Genomic DNA, 13,685 nt, shown 5'->3' with positions numbered 1-13,685 from the left:
GAGAGTGGGTGCCGATCGTGGGAGCCGTCGAGTCGAGGGATCAGCTGGTCGCGGTGTGGAGCCGGATCGTGGCCGCGCGGGGTGGGCGGCCGGCCGGTGACGACGGCGCCGGGCCGCTGTGGGCCGGCAGCCCGTTCGGGTTCTTCAACGCGCTCACGCTGAGCGGTGACGACATCCCGGCCGAGGAGCTCAGCGAGGAACTGGTGCGGGCGGACGCGTTCCTGCGGGCGAGGCCGGAGGACGGCTACCTCTGGGTGTTCGAGGATCTGCTGAGCCCGCGCGCCCGGGCCGAGCTGGCGGACCGGGCGAGCGAGGCGGGGCTGGAGATCGCGTTCACCGGGTGGGGCATGGACGGCGAGCTGTCGCCGGCCGAGCCGCACCACGCCGGCCTGCAGTTCCGGCGGGTCGAGACCGAGGACGACCTCCGGACCTTCGGCGAGCTCAACGCCCTCGCCTACGACATGCCGCCGGCGGTGGGCCACGAGGCGTTCGCCGGCTCGAGGCTGTGGCTCGACGAGGCGTACGCCTGGCTCGGCTACCGCAACGGCCAGGCGGTCACCTGTGGCGCGGCCATCCCGAGCGCGGGCTCGCTGGTGGTGGCCTTCGTGGCCACCCTGCGCGAGGAGTCGCGCCGCGGTTTCGGCCAGGCCGCCGCCCGCCAGGTCATCGCCGAGGGCACCCGGGCCACCGGCCACCGGCGCGTGGTGCTGCACACGACCGTGGCCGGCCGGCCCGTGTACGAGCGGATTGGCCTGCGCCCGGCCACGGCGATCCACTTCCTGCAGCCCACCGGCGCCGACGACAGCTTCGGCGACTGAACCGCGCGGGCCCGCTCAGGCCGCGAGCACGTCGTCCCGCAGCAGCGCCGGCCGGGTGGCGGTCACGAAGCCGGTGACCGCCTCGGCGAAGCGCTCCGGCTCCTCGACGTGGCCCAGGTGGCCGCTCCAGGGAAGCACCAGCAGGCGGGCGTTCGGGATGAGCGACTGCAGCTCGCGTCCCCAGCGCAGGCCGCCGGCGATGTCGTAGCTGCCCGCGACCACCAGGGTGGGCACGCGCAGGCTGCGCAGCGGCTGCCGGTCGTCGATCGGGTCGGCCGTGCCGTCGGCTCGCCGCGAGGACACGTACGAGAACCGGATCTTGGCCCGCAGCGGGGAGAGCTCCTCGCGGCGGCCCCAGTAGTGGGCGACCAGGGCCGGGAACATGCGCCGCGCGGCCGCGGTGAGCAGCCGCTCGTCGGTGATCGTGGGAAGCAGCCGGGCCGCGTCGATGACCGCCGGCAGCGCCGGGTTGGCCTGGTTGCGCCGGATGAAACGGTCGAACTGGTGCCGGGTCTCCTCCTCCAGCTCGGCTCCGCCGACCGGGGAGCTGCCGTGCAGGATCAGCCCGGCCAGGCGCGCGGGCCGGCGCAGCGCGTAGTACTGGGCGACCCGGCCGCCGTGCCCGTGACCGAGCAGGTACACCTGGTCCTGGCCGAGGTGGTCGAGCAGCCGGTCCAGCGCCCGCGCGTGGAAGGCGCGGTCGTAGCCGTACGGGTGGGTGGGCAGCCGGCCCGACTCGCCGGAGCCCAGCGGCTCGACGTGGACGACGGTCAGGCCCAGTTCGAGCGCCGGTGCCCGCAGGTACTCCCAGGACAGTCCCGGGCCGCCCGGCAGCACCACACACACCGGCCCGCCGGTGCCGCGCACGTGGTAGCGCAGCGCCATTCCGCACACGTCCACGACGTGCCCGCCCCGGCGCAATGGCCGGTGATGCGTCATGATCCTCATCGCAGGTTTCCCCCCACCGATCGTCCGATCCCCTACGACCACCCTTCCCGGGTCCGCCGGAGCCCGGACCCGTGCGAGACCCGGGTCCGGGCCCGGGCCGCACCCCCGGGTCCCTTGCCGCCGGTCAGCCGTTCCCGGCGCGGCGCGAGCTATTGTTCCCGCGTAAACAAGAGGCGGATTCACGTCCGCCCGCTGAAGAGCATCTGAAGGTCCCATGCAGCACGACAATGCGATCGAATCGTCCGCGCGTGCCTTCCGCGCCGCGGTCGAGATGCTGGCCACCTCGCGCCGGCGTGCCCACGTCCGCAGCCGCCCCCGGGTCCGGCCCACCGACACCCTGCTCGGCCTGACCGGCGGCGACGAACAGCACTTCATGACGGCCGGGCTCGAGGGCCGCACCTCGACCGGTTCCGTCCCGGCCGAGCTGGCCCTGGTCCGCCGGCTGGCCAGCGACGAGTACGAGACCTTCGCCCACGTCGCCGGGCAGGCCTTCGGCGTGCCGGACGAGGTCGTCGCCCGCGTCTACACGGCCGAGGTCCTGGCCAACCCGCTGATCGGGGCCTACGTGGCCGAGACGACCAGCGGTCTGGTCGTCGCGGCCGGCGCCGGCCTGCTCACCCGCAACCAGCTCGGCGTGGCCAACGTCGGCACCCTGCCGGCCTATCGCGGGCAGGGCTACGCCCGGGTGCTCACCGAGGCGATCCTGCGCCGGGGCCGGGCCGCCGGTGCGCACACCGCCTATCTGCACGCGAGCGACGACACCGTGCCCTTCTTCGAGCGGCTCGGCTTCGTGCCGCGCGCGGAGTGGACGATGCTGCGCGCGGCCTGACCCTGCTTTCCTCACGGCTCGCCGATGCGCGCCGAGCAGGAAGGGGGCGCCTCGCGGCGGTTGCGGGGCGGGTGCGACGGACGGTGACGATGGGTGCCGAGAGCACGCAGGGACAGCCGGTGCTGTCCACGGCCGGCTCGCATCACGTCGTGCTTTCGGCGACCGACCGCACGCTGATCAAACGCCTCTACCTGGCCGACGGCGAGACGACCGTCATCTGGAAGGAGTTCCTCGGCCCGGCGGGCCCGTCCCGCCGCCGCCGGGAGCACGCCATCCTGCTCCGGCTGACCGGCCTGCCCGGGATGGGGCGTCTCGCCCGCTGGACCCACCCGGACGCCGAACTGCTCGCCGACGAGGACGAGCGGACCCTCGCGTACGCGATCGCGGCGCACGAGATCGACCTGGCCGGCGTGCCCCGGCCGGCGCACCGCCTGGCCCGGATCGTCGCCGGCATGCACGCCCGCGGCGTCGTGCACAAGGACCTCAACACCACGAACATCCTGGTCGACGACGACGGGCGCCCGGTCGTCGTCGACTTCGACTCGTGCAGCCTGTTCACCGAGGACCAGGCGGCCTTCGGCACCCTGCGCGAGATCGAGGGGACGCTGCACTGTCTGCCGCCCGAGCAGACCGGGCCGGGCCGACCCGGCCGGGTAGGGCGCCACGGCCGGCGCGGTGCTGCAGGCGCTGCGCCGCCTGGGTCACCTGCTGCTGGCCGAGCAGCCGGACGTGCTGACCGCGTTGCGCTCGTCGCTGCTCGAGGTCCTCGGCCCGAACACTGCGCTGGACCGTGACCTCCCCTCGCATTCCCGAGGTCGATCGGGCCTCGGCGGAACGGCTCAAGTACTCGCTCGCTTGCGTCATAGGACCGGCAGCGGCCGCTCACTCCGGTCATAGGACCGGCAGCGGCCGCTCACTCCGGTCATAGGACCGGCAGCGGCCGCTCACTCCGGTCATAGGACCGGCAGCGGGCGCTCACTCCGGTCATAGGACCGGCAGCGGGCGCTCACTCCGGTCATAGGACCGGCAGCGGGCGCTCACTCCGGTCATAGGACCGGCAGCGGGCGCTCACTCCGGTCATAGGACCGGCAGCGTGGTGGCGATCGGCCAGGCGACCAGCAGTGAGCCGGTCAGCGCGATCAGCCAGGGCGGGGCCGAGCGGGCGCGCAGCACCGCGGCCAGACCGGCCTGGATCACCATCAGCACCCCCAGCAGCGGCACGACGAGCAGGATGAAACCGGGGGCCAGGCCGGACACCGCGGCGGCGGTCAGAGCCACCACCGTGACGACGGCGACGATGAGATCGGCGGCGAGCGTGCCGCCGGGGGCAAGCCCCGCGACAAAGGCCAGGACGGCGAAAGCGGCCCACATCGCGAGCAGCAACCACCATCGGGACCCGGCCGGGACGGCGTGGGTGAAGCCGAGATGCAGCGGGACGGCGATCGCGGCCGCGGCGTACGCGATGGTCAGCGGAGCCGTGACCGGCGAGCGCAGCAGCAGCCCGGCCACCACCGGGAAGCCGACGAGCAGGCCGAGCAGGAGCAGCCCTGCGGCAGTGAGCCGGCGCACCGGCGAGGGCAGCGGACCGTCGGCGTCCGACAGCCAGTCCGCGGTCAGGCGGTGGGTGCGGGGCGCGTACAGGATCGAGATGTGCTCGACGCCGGGCACGATCACCATGGAACGTTCCACCCGGGCGCCCGCGACGGCCTCCTCGGCGGCCTCCCGGAAGCCCGCGAATTCCAGCCCGCCCACCAGCAGGAGCAGGCGGTCGGGCCGGTCCGGCGGCAAGGGTGACGCGCCGGGCAGCGAGATCGCCACGGTCGCGGCGATCTCCGGGTGGTCCACCGCGTACTCGGTCACCGCGCCCGCCCCCATCGAGTGCCCGACCAGCGCGATCCGCCGGGAGTCGACGCCGGGCAGACCGCGCAGGTGGGCGACCGCCACGTCCAGGTCGTTCCGCAGATCGACCGGCGACCGGGTGTTCGCGCCGTGCCCATCGAGGTCGGGCAGCACGACGGTGAAGCCCCGGGCGGCCAGGGTGTCGCCGAACTGCGCCATCAGCCGGGCCGATCCGGCGTAGCCGTGCGCCACCACCACGCCCGGGCCCGGCGGCGATCCGGCCGGGCGCACCACGTCGAGCGGGACGCCACCGACCACGACGTGCCGCCGTTCGAGGCCGTCACCGGCGCGGGCCAGAAGCACGCTGCCGGTGACCGCCAGTATCAGCGCGAGCAAGGGCAGCGACCACCGCCGGATCCGATCCACGCCGGACGATACCGCTGTCAGAGCCCGGCCAGCGAGATCCAGTAGCGGCGCACCGGGCCGTGGCCGGTCTCCCGGATCTCCTCGAGGACGCCGCCGTTGCGCTCGATCGTGCGCGCCGACGCGAGATTGCCGGCCAGGCACGGCACGAGAACGCGGTCGAGGCCGAGGGCGGCGCGGGCTTCCCCCAGCATCCGGCCCAGCGCCCAGCTCGCCAGCCCCCGCCGGCGGGCCGACGGCCGGACGCCGTAACCGATGTGGCCGAGGTCGGACTCCCAGTGCCGCAGCGCTATGCCGCCGAGCACCCGGCCGTCCTCGACGATCCATCGTGGAGAGCCGTGCCGGGGCGGCGGGCAGGGCGTCCCGGCCGGATGCGCGTAGCGGACCCGCTGGTGCACCCAGCTCGCGAACCCGGCCGCGGAGTGCACATCGTCGTCGGGGCCCAGCCCGAACCCGTCCTCGTGCAGTCCCGGCCCCCACTCCTCGTGGCAGTCGGCGAAAGCGTCGTGCAGGCGGGTCGTCGGGAGGATCAGCTCAGCCATGCGGCCGACGGTAGCCACGAGCGGACCCCTGGTCGACCGGCGCGGCGACGGGCTCAGCTCGACGGAGCGGCCCGGCCGGCCACCCCGGACAGGGAGGCACCAGCGGCCCGCGACAACAACGCCGCGGCGTCGTCGGAGGCCGAGGATGCGGCCTGCCGACGAGAGATGACACCGCCGGCAGCGTCATCACGGTCGGCGCAGTGTGATCTGGGACACCGCCGTTAATGAGAGGCGGAGCCGGCCGGCCGTCGGTAGCGTGGCCCGCATGTCGACTGCTTCGATGAGGTTGCGTTCCGGCCGCTGACGGCGGCCGGGACTCACTGAAACCCCGCCGTCCTGGTGTCCTCACCGGGCGGTGCGCCTCGCGCTGCCCGGCTCCCAGACGAGCCGAGAGCAGACCGTGAACATCCTCGACACCACCAATGCCCACGTACGCGCGGAAGGCCTCCGCGTCGTCCGAGGCGACCGCGTCGTCCTCGACGGCGTCGACGTGACCGTCTCCGCGCGCTCCCGCCTGGCTGTCGCCGGGCCCAACGGCAGCGGCAAGACAACGCTGCTGAACGTCCTCGCCGGGCGCACCGAACCCGATCAGGGCACCGTGCGCCGAGCCGGCACGATCGGCGTCGCCGAGCAGGAACTGGCCGCGAATGCCGGCGAAACCGTCGGCACCCTCGTCGCCACGGCGATCGGGCCGGCACAGCGCGCCCTCGAACGACTCGAGGCCGCGCTCAAGACGGTCGCGTCCGACCCGACGGCCTACGCGGCAGCCCTGGACGAGGCGACCCGGCTCGACGCCTGGGACGCCGAGCGGCGCGTCGACGTCGCGCTGGAAGCCCTGGAGGCGTGCACCGATCGCGGCCGTCGGCTCGACACGCTGTCGGTGGGGCAGCGCTACCGGGTGCGGCTGGCCTGTGTGCTCGGCGCCCGGCCCGACCTGCTGATCCTGGACGAGCCGACCAACCACCTCGATGCGACCGGCCTGGCCTTTCTCACCGACCGCTTGCGGCAGCACCCGGGCGGTGTCCTGATCGTCACGCACGACCGCGTGCTGCTGCGCGAGGTGGCCCGGGAGTTCCTCGATCTCGACCCGACGCCGGACGGGCGCCCGCGGCTCTACGCGGGCGGTTACGCCGGCTGGCAGCAGGGACGCCAGCGCGAGCGGGAGCGCTGGGTGCGGGAGTACGACGCCCAGGTGGCCGAGCACCAGCGGCTGGCCGGGGCGGTCGACGAGGCCCGCGGCCGGCTCAGCACGGGCTGGCGGCCGGACAAAGGCGTCGGGCGGCACAAGCGGCAGTCCCGCACGCCCGGCGTCGTGCAGGCTCTGCGGCGCCGCCAGGAGGCGCTGGCGGCGCACCGGATCACGCTGCCCCCGCCGCCCGAGCCGTTGCGCTTCCCGGCGAGTGACACGCGTCCGGGCGCTCCGCTCGTCGACGCCGTCGGTCTCACGGTGGCGGGCCGCCTGCCGTCTCCGGTGACGGTGCGCCTGAACGGCGGTGATCGCCTGCTCGTGACCGGCCCGAACGGAGCCGGCAAGTCCACCTTGCTGGCCGCGCTGGCCGGTGCGCTCGCGCTCACGACCGGACAGCTGAAACTGCTCGGCGGCGCGCGGATCGGCTATCTGGCGCAAGAAGTGCCCACTTCCCCTGCGTGTCTGTCCTCCGGCCAGCAACGCCGCCGCCATCTCGAAGCAGTCCTGAACGGCACCACCCCCGGATCCCCGGCCGTCGGCGGCGGGGTTCCTGACGTGGTGATCCTGGACGAACCGACCAACCACCTGTCCGCCGCCGTGGTCGAGGAGCTGACGGCGGGTCTGCGGGCCACAGCGATGGCTGTCGTGGTGGCTACGCACGATCGTCAGATGCTGGCGGACCTCCGCGACTGGCCCACGTTGGTGATCAATTCCTCAGAGGTGCAACGCGAGGGCCCGGCAGCACCGTCATGTCGGTCGGAGGGCATGAATGCTGCGCATCGAACGTTGGGCCACGGCGCTGCTCGTGGCGGGCACGCTGACCGCCTGTGACACCGCTGCGACCGGACCGCCACCGGTCGCCCCGGTGCCCACGGCGGCGTCCACCCCGGCGCGCGCTTCGGCGCCCTCCCGGTCCACGCCCCGGCCGAAGCCGATCGCCTACCCCCAGCGGGGTGCCGGCCGGTGGCGGTTCGCCCCGGCCGGCACGGCGACGGCCGGCCGGGGCGGGCGGCTGCTGCGCTACCGCGTCGCGGTCGAGCAGGACATCACCGGGGTGTCCCCCGAGGGTCTCGCCGCGGCGGCCGAAGCCACCCTGGCCGACCCGCGGGGCTGGATCCGCGGCCACCAGTGGCGGTTCCGCCAGGTCGGGCCGGGTCAGGCGAACGACTTCACCCTCTACCTGGCCACGCCGGCCACCCGCGACCGCCTCTGCGACGACGTCCCCGAGGGATACACGTCGTGCCGCAACGGCAACAAGGTCGTGCTGAACGTCGCCCGCTGGGCCAAGGGGGTTCCCTTCTATCGGGGCAAGCTCGCGACGTACCGGAAATACCTGGTCAACCACGAGGTCGGCCACCGGCTCGGCCACGGCCACGAGCGCTGCCCCGGCCCGGGCGAGCCGGCCCCGGTCATGCAACAGCAGACGCTGGGCCTGCACGGCTGCACCACCAACGCCTGGCCCTACCCGGACGGCCGGCCCTATCACGGCCCCTCCGGCCAATACCCCGACCAGCCACCGGCCGGCTGACCAAGATTCAGATGCCGAGCTCGTTGAACAGGTACAGCCACAGCTCGCTGCGGGTCGGGAACGACGGGATCGCGTGCCGCAGGCGGGTGATCGGGACCTCGCCGACGATGGCGATCGTGGCCGCCTGCAGGAACTCGGCCACCGCGGTGCCGGTGATGGTCGCGCCGACCAGCACGCCGCGCTGCTCGTCGATGAGGAAGCGGGCCGTGCCGGGGCCGCCGCCCGAATACGAGCCGCCCGCGTTGGCCTCGGTGCCGACGTCGACGATGCGCACGCCGAGGCCGGCCCCGGCCGCGCTCGACGTGGTGTGACCGACCGCGGCGACCTGCGGCGACGTGAAGATCACCCGGGGCGCGCCGGGCCCGTCGGCGAGATGCTCGGCGACCATCGGGCGGCCCAGGATCTCCCCGGCCGCGATCGCCGCCTGATACTTCGCCATGTGCGTGTAGAGCGCCCGCCCGTTCAGGTCACCGATCACGTAGAGCCAGTCCTGCCCCGGCACCCGCATGTGCGCGTCGACCTCGACAAAACCTTCGCTCTTCACACCCACGGCCTCGAGACCCAGGTCCACTGCTTGCGGCGTACGGCCGGTGGCGATCAGAACCTGCTCGGCGGTCACCGTACTGCCGTCGCCCAGCGTCACCGTCACTCCGGCGGCATCCCGGCGCATCGCGGTCGGCCGGTGCCCCGTACGGATGTCGACCCCCTGCTCGGCCAGGCGCTCGGCCACCTGCAGCCCGGCGAAGTCCTCCTCCTTCGGCAGCACCCCCCGCCCGACCACCAGCGTGACCTGCGAGCCCAGCGACACGAAGGCCTGGCTCAGCTCGGACCCGACCACACCCCCACCGATCACGATGAGCGACGCCGGCACCTCCTGGGTCGTCGTCGCCTCCCGGTTGGTCCACGGCTTGACCTGGTCGATCCCGTCGATGTCGGGCAGCAACGCCCGGGTGCCACCGGCCAGGATGACCGCCTGGCGCGCCTGCAGCACCTCGTCGCCGACCGCCACCTGCCGCTCCCCCACGAGCCGGCCCCAGCCGCGCACCAGAGTGACGCCCCGGTCGGTGAGCCAGGGCACCTGCCCCGAGTCGTCCAGGTGCCCGATCAGGTCGTCCCGCTTACGCAGCACCGCCGCGACGTCGAGCTCACCGCTGACCGCCTCGGCCGCCCCCGGCACCCGCCGTACCTCCTCGAGCAGCTCCCCCGGTCGGAGCAGCGCCTTCGACGGGATGCACGCGTAGAACGAGCACTCCCCGCCGACCAGCTCCCCCTCCACGATCGCCACGCTCAGCCCGGCCCCGGCCAGCTTCCCCGCCGCGACCTCCCCACCGGGTCCGGCCCCGACCACCACCACGTCGTAACTCTGCATACCCCCATGATCGACCCCCACCGCCCCGCATGACACCCGCTCCCCACCAGACGTTCCTCACCATCCGCCGCTTCATCGCCGAGAAAAGCGGACGGGTGCGGTGGCCGACATCGAACGGCCGGGCTTTGTATATGGTGGGTTTCAAGCACAGAGCAAGACATGTCGTAGCGGGGTGATGTGTACGGACCGTTGCTCCCGCCGAGGGCCGCGGCGCGGTGAGCAGGGCGCTGGCGCGCCCAGAGCGCTCACCCCACCACGGCGACGTGAGTGATGGGTAACGGCCAAAATCGCCGGGGCAGCGGCGGCTGAGCACGCAGCTCGCGACGAGCCGGCCACTCCAGTACGCGCAGCGCCCATACCCGTGACGTTCACACCGGTCGACCGGCCGCTACGTCACCTCATTGCGCCTCATGTCCCGCATACCAGTCCGGGACCAGGCCCGTACCCGTGGGCTTTAATCCGGCCGACCGGCCACTGCGTCGCCTCGCTGCGCCTCACGGCTCACTGCGGGAGGGGAACGGCCATCGGATCGTGCCGCTCGCGAGGTTGAATGGTGGGATGGGGGAAGACGAGACTGCGCCGGCGGATCAGCACGATCAGGTGCGGCGACAGCGTTTTGGGCGTTTGCCCGGGCGGGTGCTGCCCTACGACACCGAAGAGTCGGTTGATACGCGAACAGTGCAGGACCGGCCGGCGTCGGCGATGAACTCGAACCAGGTGGCCGCCCTCTTCGACGGCGCCTGACCGGGACTCGAGCTGACCTGCTCGGCAACGGAGCGGAATCGGGCGCGGGGATCGGGGGAAGACGCTCGCCGGCGGAAAAGCCGTCGACAGGGTCGTGTCCGGGATCTAGCGTGCCGGGGCATGATCGCCCCGCCGGCCGCTGTGCTGTACGCCTTCGGGGTCGACGGGCCCGCTCGGGCGCTGGCCGGTGGGCAGGGCACGTCGTGGCGGGCCGGGGATCTGGTGTTCAAGCCGGACGCCGGGCCGGGCGTCGCAGCGCTCGCCGACGTGCGGTCGGCCGAGTTCCGGCTGGCCGCCCCCGCCCGTACGCGGGAAGGGTTTTCCGACTGTGCCGGGTGGTCGGCCACGCGGTGGGTGGAGGGCGCCGAGCCCGACTACTCGAAAGCGTCGACCTGGCACGACATCATCGCGGCGGGGCGGGCCTTCCACCGGGCCGTCGCGCATCTCGAACGCCCCGCCTTCCTCGACGCGCGCCAGGACTGGTGGGCCCGCGGCGACCGGGTCGCCTGGGGTGAGCGGTCCACGCGTTTCCGGCCCGGGTTCGCCGAGGTCGCGGCCCGGCTGACCACCGCACTGGAGCCGCTCGGCCGGGACCAGCTCGTGCACGCCGACCTGACGCAGAATGTGCTCTTCGCTCCGGGGCTGCCGCCGGCCGTCATCGACATCTCGCCGTATTGGCGCCCACCGGCATACGCGGAAGGGGTTGTCGTCGCCGATGCGCTCTGCTGGCACGATGCGCCGCCCTCGCTGCCGCAGGCGCTCGGCGTGAGCGTGCCGGCGGTGGCGCGGGCGTTACTGTTCCGGATGGCGACCACCAACGAGCGCGACGACCTCCCGGACGTGCGTGACGAGGCGCGACGCTACGACCGGGCCGCCACGGCCGTGGGCCTGTGAGCGGGGGACGCATGCGCGAGCACACCGTCGTACGGGAGGTGGCCGGACCCTGGTCGCCGGCGACCAGCCGGGGTTTCTGGGAGGGGTTCGCCCCCGCGGCCCTGCGGGGCCAGAGCGACCAGGCCCTGCGGACGGTGTTCCGCGTCGAGCGCGACTGGTCGACGGCCACCGCGACGGTCCGGCAGGTCGGCACCTCCGCGCACGTCACCGTCCGCGGTGACGGGGATCTGGCCGCGGCCGCCGAGCAGACCGCCCGTTTCCTGGCCCTCGACGTGGACGGCCGCGGCTGGCCCGGGGTCGGCGAGCGTGACCCGGTCATCGCGGCCGCCCGCCGCGAGCTGCCCGGTCTGCGCCCGTGCGGCTTCCACTCCCCTTATGAGGCGGCGGCCTGGGCCGTGCTGTCGCAGCGCGTGCGGATCGCCCAGGCCGCGCGACTGCGCACCGAGCTGCTCGACGACGACGGTGCTTTCCCGGCGCCGCACCGGCTTCGGTCGCTCGACGCCGAGCTGCCCGGACGCAAGACCGAATACCTGCACGCGGTCGCCGAGGCTGCCCTCGACGGCGTGTTCGAGGGTCTGCGCGACCTGACCGCCGAGGACGCCGTCCTGCGGGTGCGGCAGGTGAAGGGCCTCGGCCCGTTCGCCGCCGAGCTGGTCGTCCTGCGCGGGGCCAACCACCCCGACGGCGTGCCCCGCCATGAGTCCCGCCTGCAGGCCGAGATCGCCTTCCGGTACGGGCCGGGTGCGACCGCCGAGCAGGTCTCCGAGGCGTGGCGCCCGTACCGGACGTGGGCGAGCCTGCACCTGCGCGCCCTGCGCGAACGCCGTGGTTGACGCGCCCCCGCCCGCGGCACTGGCCTGGGTCGCCGACGTCACCGGCGCTCCGATCACCGCCGTACGCCGACTCGCGGGCGGCACCCACGCGGCGACCCACCTGATCGAGTCCGGCGGCGTGACCGAGGTCGTGCTGCGCCGGTTCCCGCCGGGCGACTCGGCGTCCGCCCGGAAAGCCCGGATCCTCGGCCTGCTCGACGGGCTGGACGGGCTCGCGCCCCGGCTGATCGCGGCCGATCCGGCCGGGGCCCGCTTCGGCGAGCCCTCGGTTGTGATCAGCCGGTTGCCCGGCCAGGCCGAGATCCTCCTGGCCCAGCCGGAGGCGCTGGGCCGCATCCTCGCCCGGGTGCACGCCGCGCCGTTCGCCGGCACGGCCGCCGGTGACGTGCTGACCCACTTCGACTACTGGTCGGGCAACGTCCTCTACGAGGAGGGGCAGCTCACCGGGGTTGTCGACTGGTCGGCCGCGCGGTCCGCGCCCCGCGGCTTCGACGTGAGCTGGTGCCGGCTCGACCTGGTGCTGCTGCACGGCCCGGGCGTGGCCGACGACTTCCTCGACGCCTATCAGGACGCCGCCGGCCTGGTCGTCCCGGATCGGCCCGAGTGGGACCGGCGAGCCCTGGACAAGTCGGCGGACACCGTCGAGACGTGGATCGACAACTACCACGACCTCGGACGGCTCGACCTCACCCCGGCCGATCTGCGCGAACGCCACACCGCTGGGCGGTCGGTGCTCGCCTGAGGCGACCGGCGGTCACCTGGCGGGCCGCGGAAACCGGCGACCCGCGGTCACCGGGCGCGCCGCGGGAACAGGCGACCGGCGGTCACCTGGCCGGCCGCGGGAACAGGCGGCCCGCAGTCACCGGGCGCGCCGCGGGATGAGGCGGCGGGCGGTCACCGGGCGGGTCGCGGGAACAGGCGGCGGGCGGCGTCGCGGCAGCGCGGAGACCGGCGGGCCGCGAGCAGCGTCGCGTGCCGCCGCCGGAACGTGACGGGACAACGCCCGCCCGCGATCGGCGCGCGACCGGTGCGGGCCGGCCAGCCGTGGTTGTTCATCGGTGCACCCGTCCGTAGGAGTCGCGCCAGTTCACCCGAACCGGCCGGTCGGCGCGGCCGGATCTCACAGGCTGAACACCCGGGGCCGAAAACCGCCGCATCGGCTGACTTCGCTACCGTCGGACAGTGGAGGTGCCACATGACCGTTGTTTCGATCCGGAAGGTCGGCGACCCGGTGCTGCGCCAGGTCGCCGAGCCGGTCACCGTCTTCGACGCCGAGCTGCACCGGCTGGTCGCCGACCTCGGTGAGACCCTCGCCCAGTCGCGGGGCGCGGGCCTGGCCGCCCCGCAGATCGGCGTCGGCCTGCGCGTGTTCGCCATCAACCCGGATCTGCCGGGCAACGACATCGGACTCGACCACCTGATCAACCCGGGCCTGGAGTTCCCCGACGACGAGGAGCAGTACGGTCCGGAGGGCTGCCTGTCGATCCCCGGCATCTACCTCGACACCCGGCGGCGGCGGAACGTGGTCGCCCGGGGCCTGACCAAGCACGGCGACCCGGTGCAGATCGTCGGCGAGGGTCTGCTGGCCCGCTGCCTGCAGCACGAGACCGACCACCTCGACGGCGTGCTTTTCATCGACCGCCAGGACCCGGAGGGCCAGGAGCGCATCCTGGCCACGATCGGCGCGGCCGCCTGGGCCGGCGCCCGGGTGAAGGTCAGCCCGCACTGA

Annotated in this window: 15 protein-coding genes; 10 read left to right on the top strand and 5 right to left on the bottom strand. The window is 73.8% G+C overall.

All coding sequences use genetic code 11. The features are described from left to right. The first annotated feature begins 8 nt into the window (after window positions 1-8). Window positions 9-818: a GNAT family N-acetyltransferase gene (locus NAG42_RS28085; protein ID WP_250034760.1), complete on the top strand. Its 810-nt coding sequence runs from the start codon at window positions 9-11 to the stop codon at window positions 816-818. 15 nt (window positions 819-833) lie between these two features. On the opposite strand, the gene NAG42_RS28080 is transcribed toward NAG42_RS28085, so the two are convergent. After that, a complete protein-coding gene (locus NAG42_RS28080) occupies window positions 834-1,757 on the bottom strand; it encodes an alpha/beta fold hydrolase (protein WP_250034759.1) in 924 nt (307 codons plus the stop codon). Window positions 1,758-1,980: 223 nt separating this feature from the next. On the opposite strand from NAG42_RS28080, the gene NAG42_RS28075 reads away from it, so the two are divergent. Together NAG42_RS28075 and NAG42_RS28070 are read left to right on the top strand one after the other, a co-directional pair. Then, window positions 1,981-2,595, top strand: coding sequence for a GNAT family N-acetyltransferase (locus NAG42_RS28075; RefSeq protein ID WP_250034757.1), 615 nt, complete (start codon window positions 1,981-1,983; stop codon window positions 2,593-2,595). Window positions 2,596-2,684: 89 nt separating this feature from the next. Then, window positions 2,685-3,389: a phosphotransferase gene (locus NAG42_RS28070; RefSeq protein WP_250034756.1), complete on the top strand. Its 705-nt coding sequence runs from the start codon at window positions 2,685-2,687 to the stop codon at window positions 3,387-3,389. Between the two features lie 283 nt (window positions 3,390-3,672). Here the strand turns inward: NAG42_RS28070 and NAG42_RS28065 are convergent, their stop codons facing one another. Beyond that, window positions 3,673-4,860 carry a dienelactone hydrolase family protein gene (locus tag NAG42_RS28065; protein WP_250034753.1) on the bottom strand — a complete coding sequence of 396 codons (1,188 nt, stop codon included), beginning with the start codon at window positions 4,858-4,860 and terminating at the stop codon, window positions 3,673-3,675. 17 nt (window positions 4,861-4,877) lie between these two features. Then, window positions 4,878-5,399, bottom strand: coding sequence for a GNAT family N-acetyltransferase (locus NAG42_RS28060; RefSeq protein WP_250034751.1), 522 nt, complete (start codon window positions 5,397-5,399; stop codon window positions 4,878-4,880). Between the two features lie 400 nt (window positions 5,400-5,799). Here NAG42_RS28060 and NAG42_RS28055 point away from each other — a divergent pair, with 400 nt between their 5' ends. Together NAG42_RS28055 and NAG42_RS28050 are read left to right on the top strand one after the other, a co-directional pair. Then, a complete protein-coding gene (locus NAG42_RS28055; protein WP_250034749.1) occupies window positions 5,800-7,419 on the top strand; it encodes an ATP-binding cassette domain-containing protein in 1,620 nt (539 codons plus the stop codon). Beyond that, a complete protein-coding gene (locus NAG42_RS28050) occupies window positions 7,358-8,116 on the top strand; it encodes a DUF3152 domain-containing protein (RefSeq protein ID WP_250034747.1) in 759 nt (252 codons plus the stop codon). The genes NAG42_RS28055 and NAG42_RS28050 overlap by 62 nt, the downstream gene beginning before the upstream one ends. Before the next feature lie 7 nt (window positions 8,117-8,123). On the opposite strand, the gene NAG42_RS28045 is transcribed toward NAG42_RS28050, so the two are convergent. Then, window positions 8,124-9,485, bottom strand: coding sequence for a dihydrolipoyl dehydrogenase family protein (locus tag NAG42_RS28045; RefSeq protein ID WP_250034745.1), 1,362 nt, complete (start codon window positions 9,483-9,485; stop codon window positions 8,124-8,126). Window positions 9,486-10,043: 558 nt separating this feature from the next. Between NAG42_RS28045 and NAG42_RS28040 the strand changes: the two genes are divergently transcribed. The 4 genes from NAG42_RS28040 (at window position 10,044) to NAG42_RS28025 (ending at window position 12,698) form a co-directional block, all read left to right on the top strand. Then, window positions 10,044-10,229 carry a hypothetical protein gene (locus NAG42_RS28040; RefSeq protein WP_250034743.1) on the top strand — a complete coding sequence of 62 codons (186 nt, stop codon included), beginning with the start codon at window positions 10,044-10,046 and terminating at the stop codon, window positions 10,227-10,229. Window positions 10,230-10,349: 120 nt separating this feature from the next. After that, window positions 10,350-11,123 (top strand): hypothetical protein, encoded by a 774-nt coding sequence (locus NAG42_RS28035; protein ID WP_250034741.1) that lies wholly within the window; start codon window positions 10,350-10,352, stop codon window positions 11,121-11,123. A gap of 11 nt (window positions 11,124-11,134) precedes the next feature. Beyond that, window positions 11,135-11,956: a DNA-3-methyladenine glycosylase family protein gene (locus NAG42_RS28030; protein WP_250034739.1), complete on the top strand. Its 822-nt coding sequence runs from the start codon at window positions 11,135-11,137 to the stop codon at window positions 11,954-11,956. Beyond that, window positions 11,949-12,698, top strand: a complete 750-nt coding sequence (locus NAG42_RS28025; RefSeq protein WP_250034737.1) for a phosphotransferase family protein — start codon at window positions 11,949-11,951, stop codon at window positions 12,696-12,698. The genes NAG42_RS28030 and NAG42_RS28025 overlap by 8 nt, the downstream gene beginning before the upstream one ends. A 152-nt stretch (window positions 12,699-12,850) precedes the next feature. Here NAG42_RS28025 and NAG42_RS28020 read toward each other — a convergent pair whose 3' ends face one another. Continuing rightward, window positions 12,851-13,012, bottom strand: a complete 162-nt coding sequence (locus NAG42_RS28020) for a hypothetical protein (RefSeq protein ID WP_250034735.1) — start codon at window positions 13,010-13,012, stop codon at window positions 12,851-12,853. A gap of 139 nt (window positions 13,013-13,151) precedes the next feature. On the opposite strand from NAG42_RS28020, the gene def reads away from it, so the two are divergent. Then, complete coding sequence (gene def, locus NAG42_RS28015; protein ID WP_308201200.1) at window positions 13,152-13,685, top strand: peptide deformylase; 534 nt, start codon at window positions 13,152-13,154, stop codon at window positions 13,683-13,685.

It is taken from the genome of Paractinoplanes maris, from assembly GCF_023544465.1.
GTDB lineage: Bacteria > Actinomycetota > Actinomycetes > Mycobacteriales > Micromonosporaceae > Actinoplanes > Actinoplanes maris.
The sequence above is the reverse complement of the archived record's forward strand: the minus strand, read 5'-3'. Positions and strand labels throughout refer to the sequence as shown.

What these genes read in the sequence shown, in the direction of transcription:
- NAG42_RS28080 (WP_250034759.1), bottom strand. Translation starts at nt 1,757, where the DNA reads ATGACGCATCACCGGCCATTGCGCCGGGGCGGGCACGTCGTGGACGTG.
- NAG42_RS28035 (WP_250034741.1), top strand. Translation starts at nt 10,350, where the DNA reads ATGATCGCCCCGCCGGCCGCTGTGCTGTACGCCTTCGGGGTCGACGGG.
- NAG42_RS28020 (WP_250034735.1), bottom strand. Translation starts at nt 13,012, where the DNA reads ATGAACAACCACGGCTGGCCGGCCCGCACCGGTCGCGCGCCGATCGCG.
- NAG42_RS28040 (WP_250034743.1), top strand. Translation starts at nt 10,044, where the DNA reads ATGGGGGAAGACGAGACTGCGCCGGCGGATCAGCACGATCAGGTGCGG.
- NAG42_RS28070 (WP_250034756.1), top strand. Translation starts at nt 2,685, where the DNA reads ATGGGTGCCGAGAGCACGCAGGGACAGCCGGTGCTGTCCACGGCCGGC.
- NAG42_RS28060 (WP_250034751.1), bottom strand. Translation starts at nt 5,399, where the DNA reads ATGGCTGAGCTGATCCTCCCGACGACCCGCCTGCACGACGCTTTCGCC.
- NAG42_RS28075 (WP_250034757.1), top strand. Translation starts at nt 1,981, where the DNA reads ATGCAGCACGACAATGCGATCGAATCGTCCGCGCGTGCCTTCCGCGCC.
- def (WP_308201200.1), top strand. Translation starts at nt 13,152, where the DNA reads ATGACCGTTGTTTCGATCCGGAAGGTCGGCGACCCGGTGCTGCGCCAG.
- NAG42_RS28050 (WP_250034747.1), top strand. Translation starts at nt 7,358, where the DNA reads ATGCTGCGCATCGAACGTTGGGCCACGGCGCTGCTCGTGGCGGGCACG.
- NAG42_RS28030 (WP_250034739.1), top strand. Translation starts at nt 11,135, where the DNA reads ATGCGCGAGCACACCGTCGTACGGGAGGTGGCCGGACCCTGGTCGCCG.
- NAG42_RS28045 (WP_250034745.1), bottom strand. Translation starts at nt 9,485, where the DNA reads ATGCAGAGTTACGACGTGGTGGTGGTCGGGGCCGGACCCGGTGGGGAG.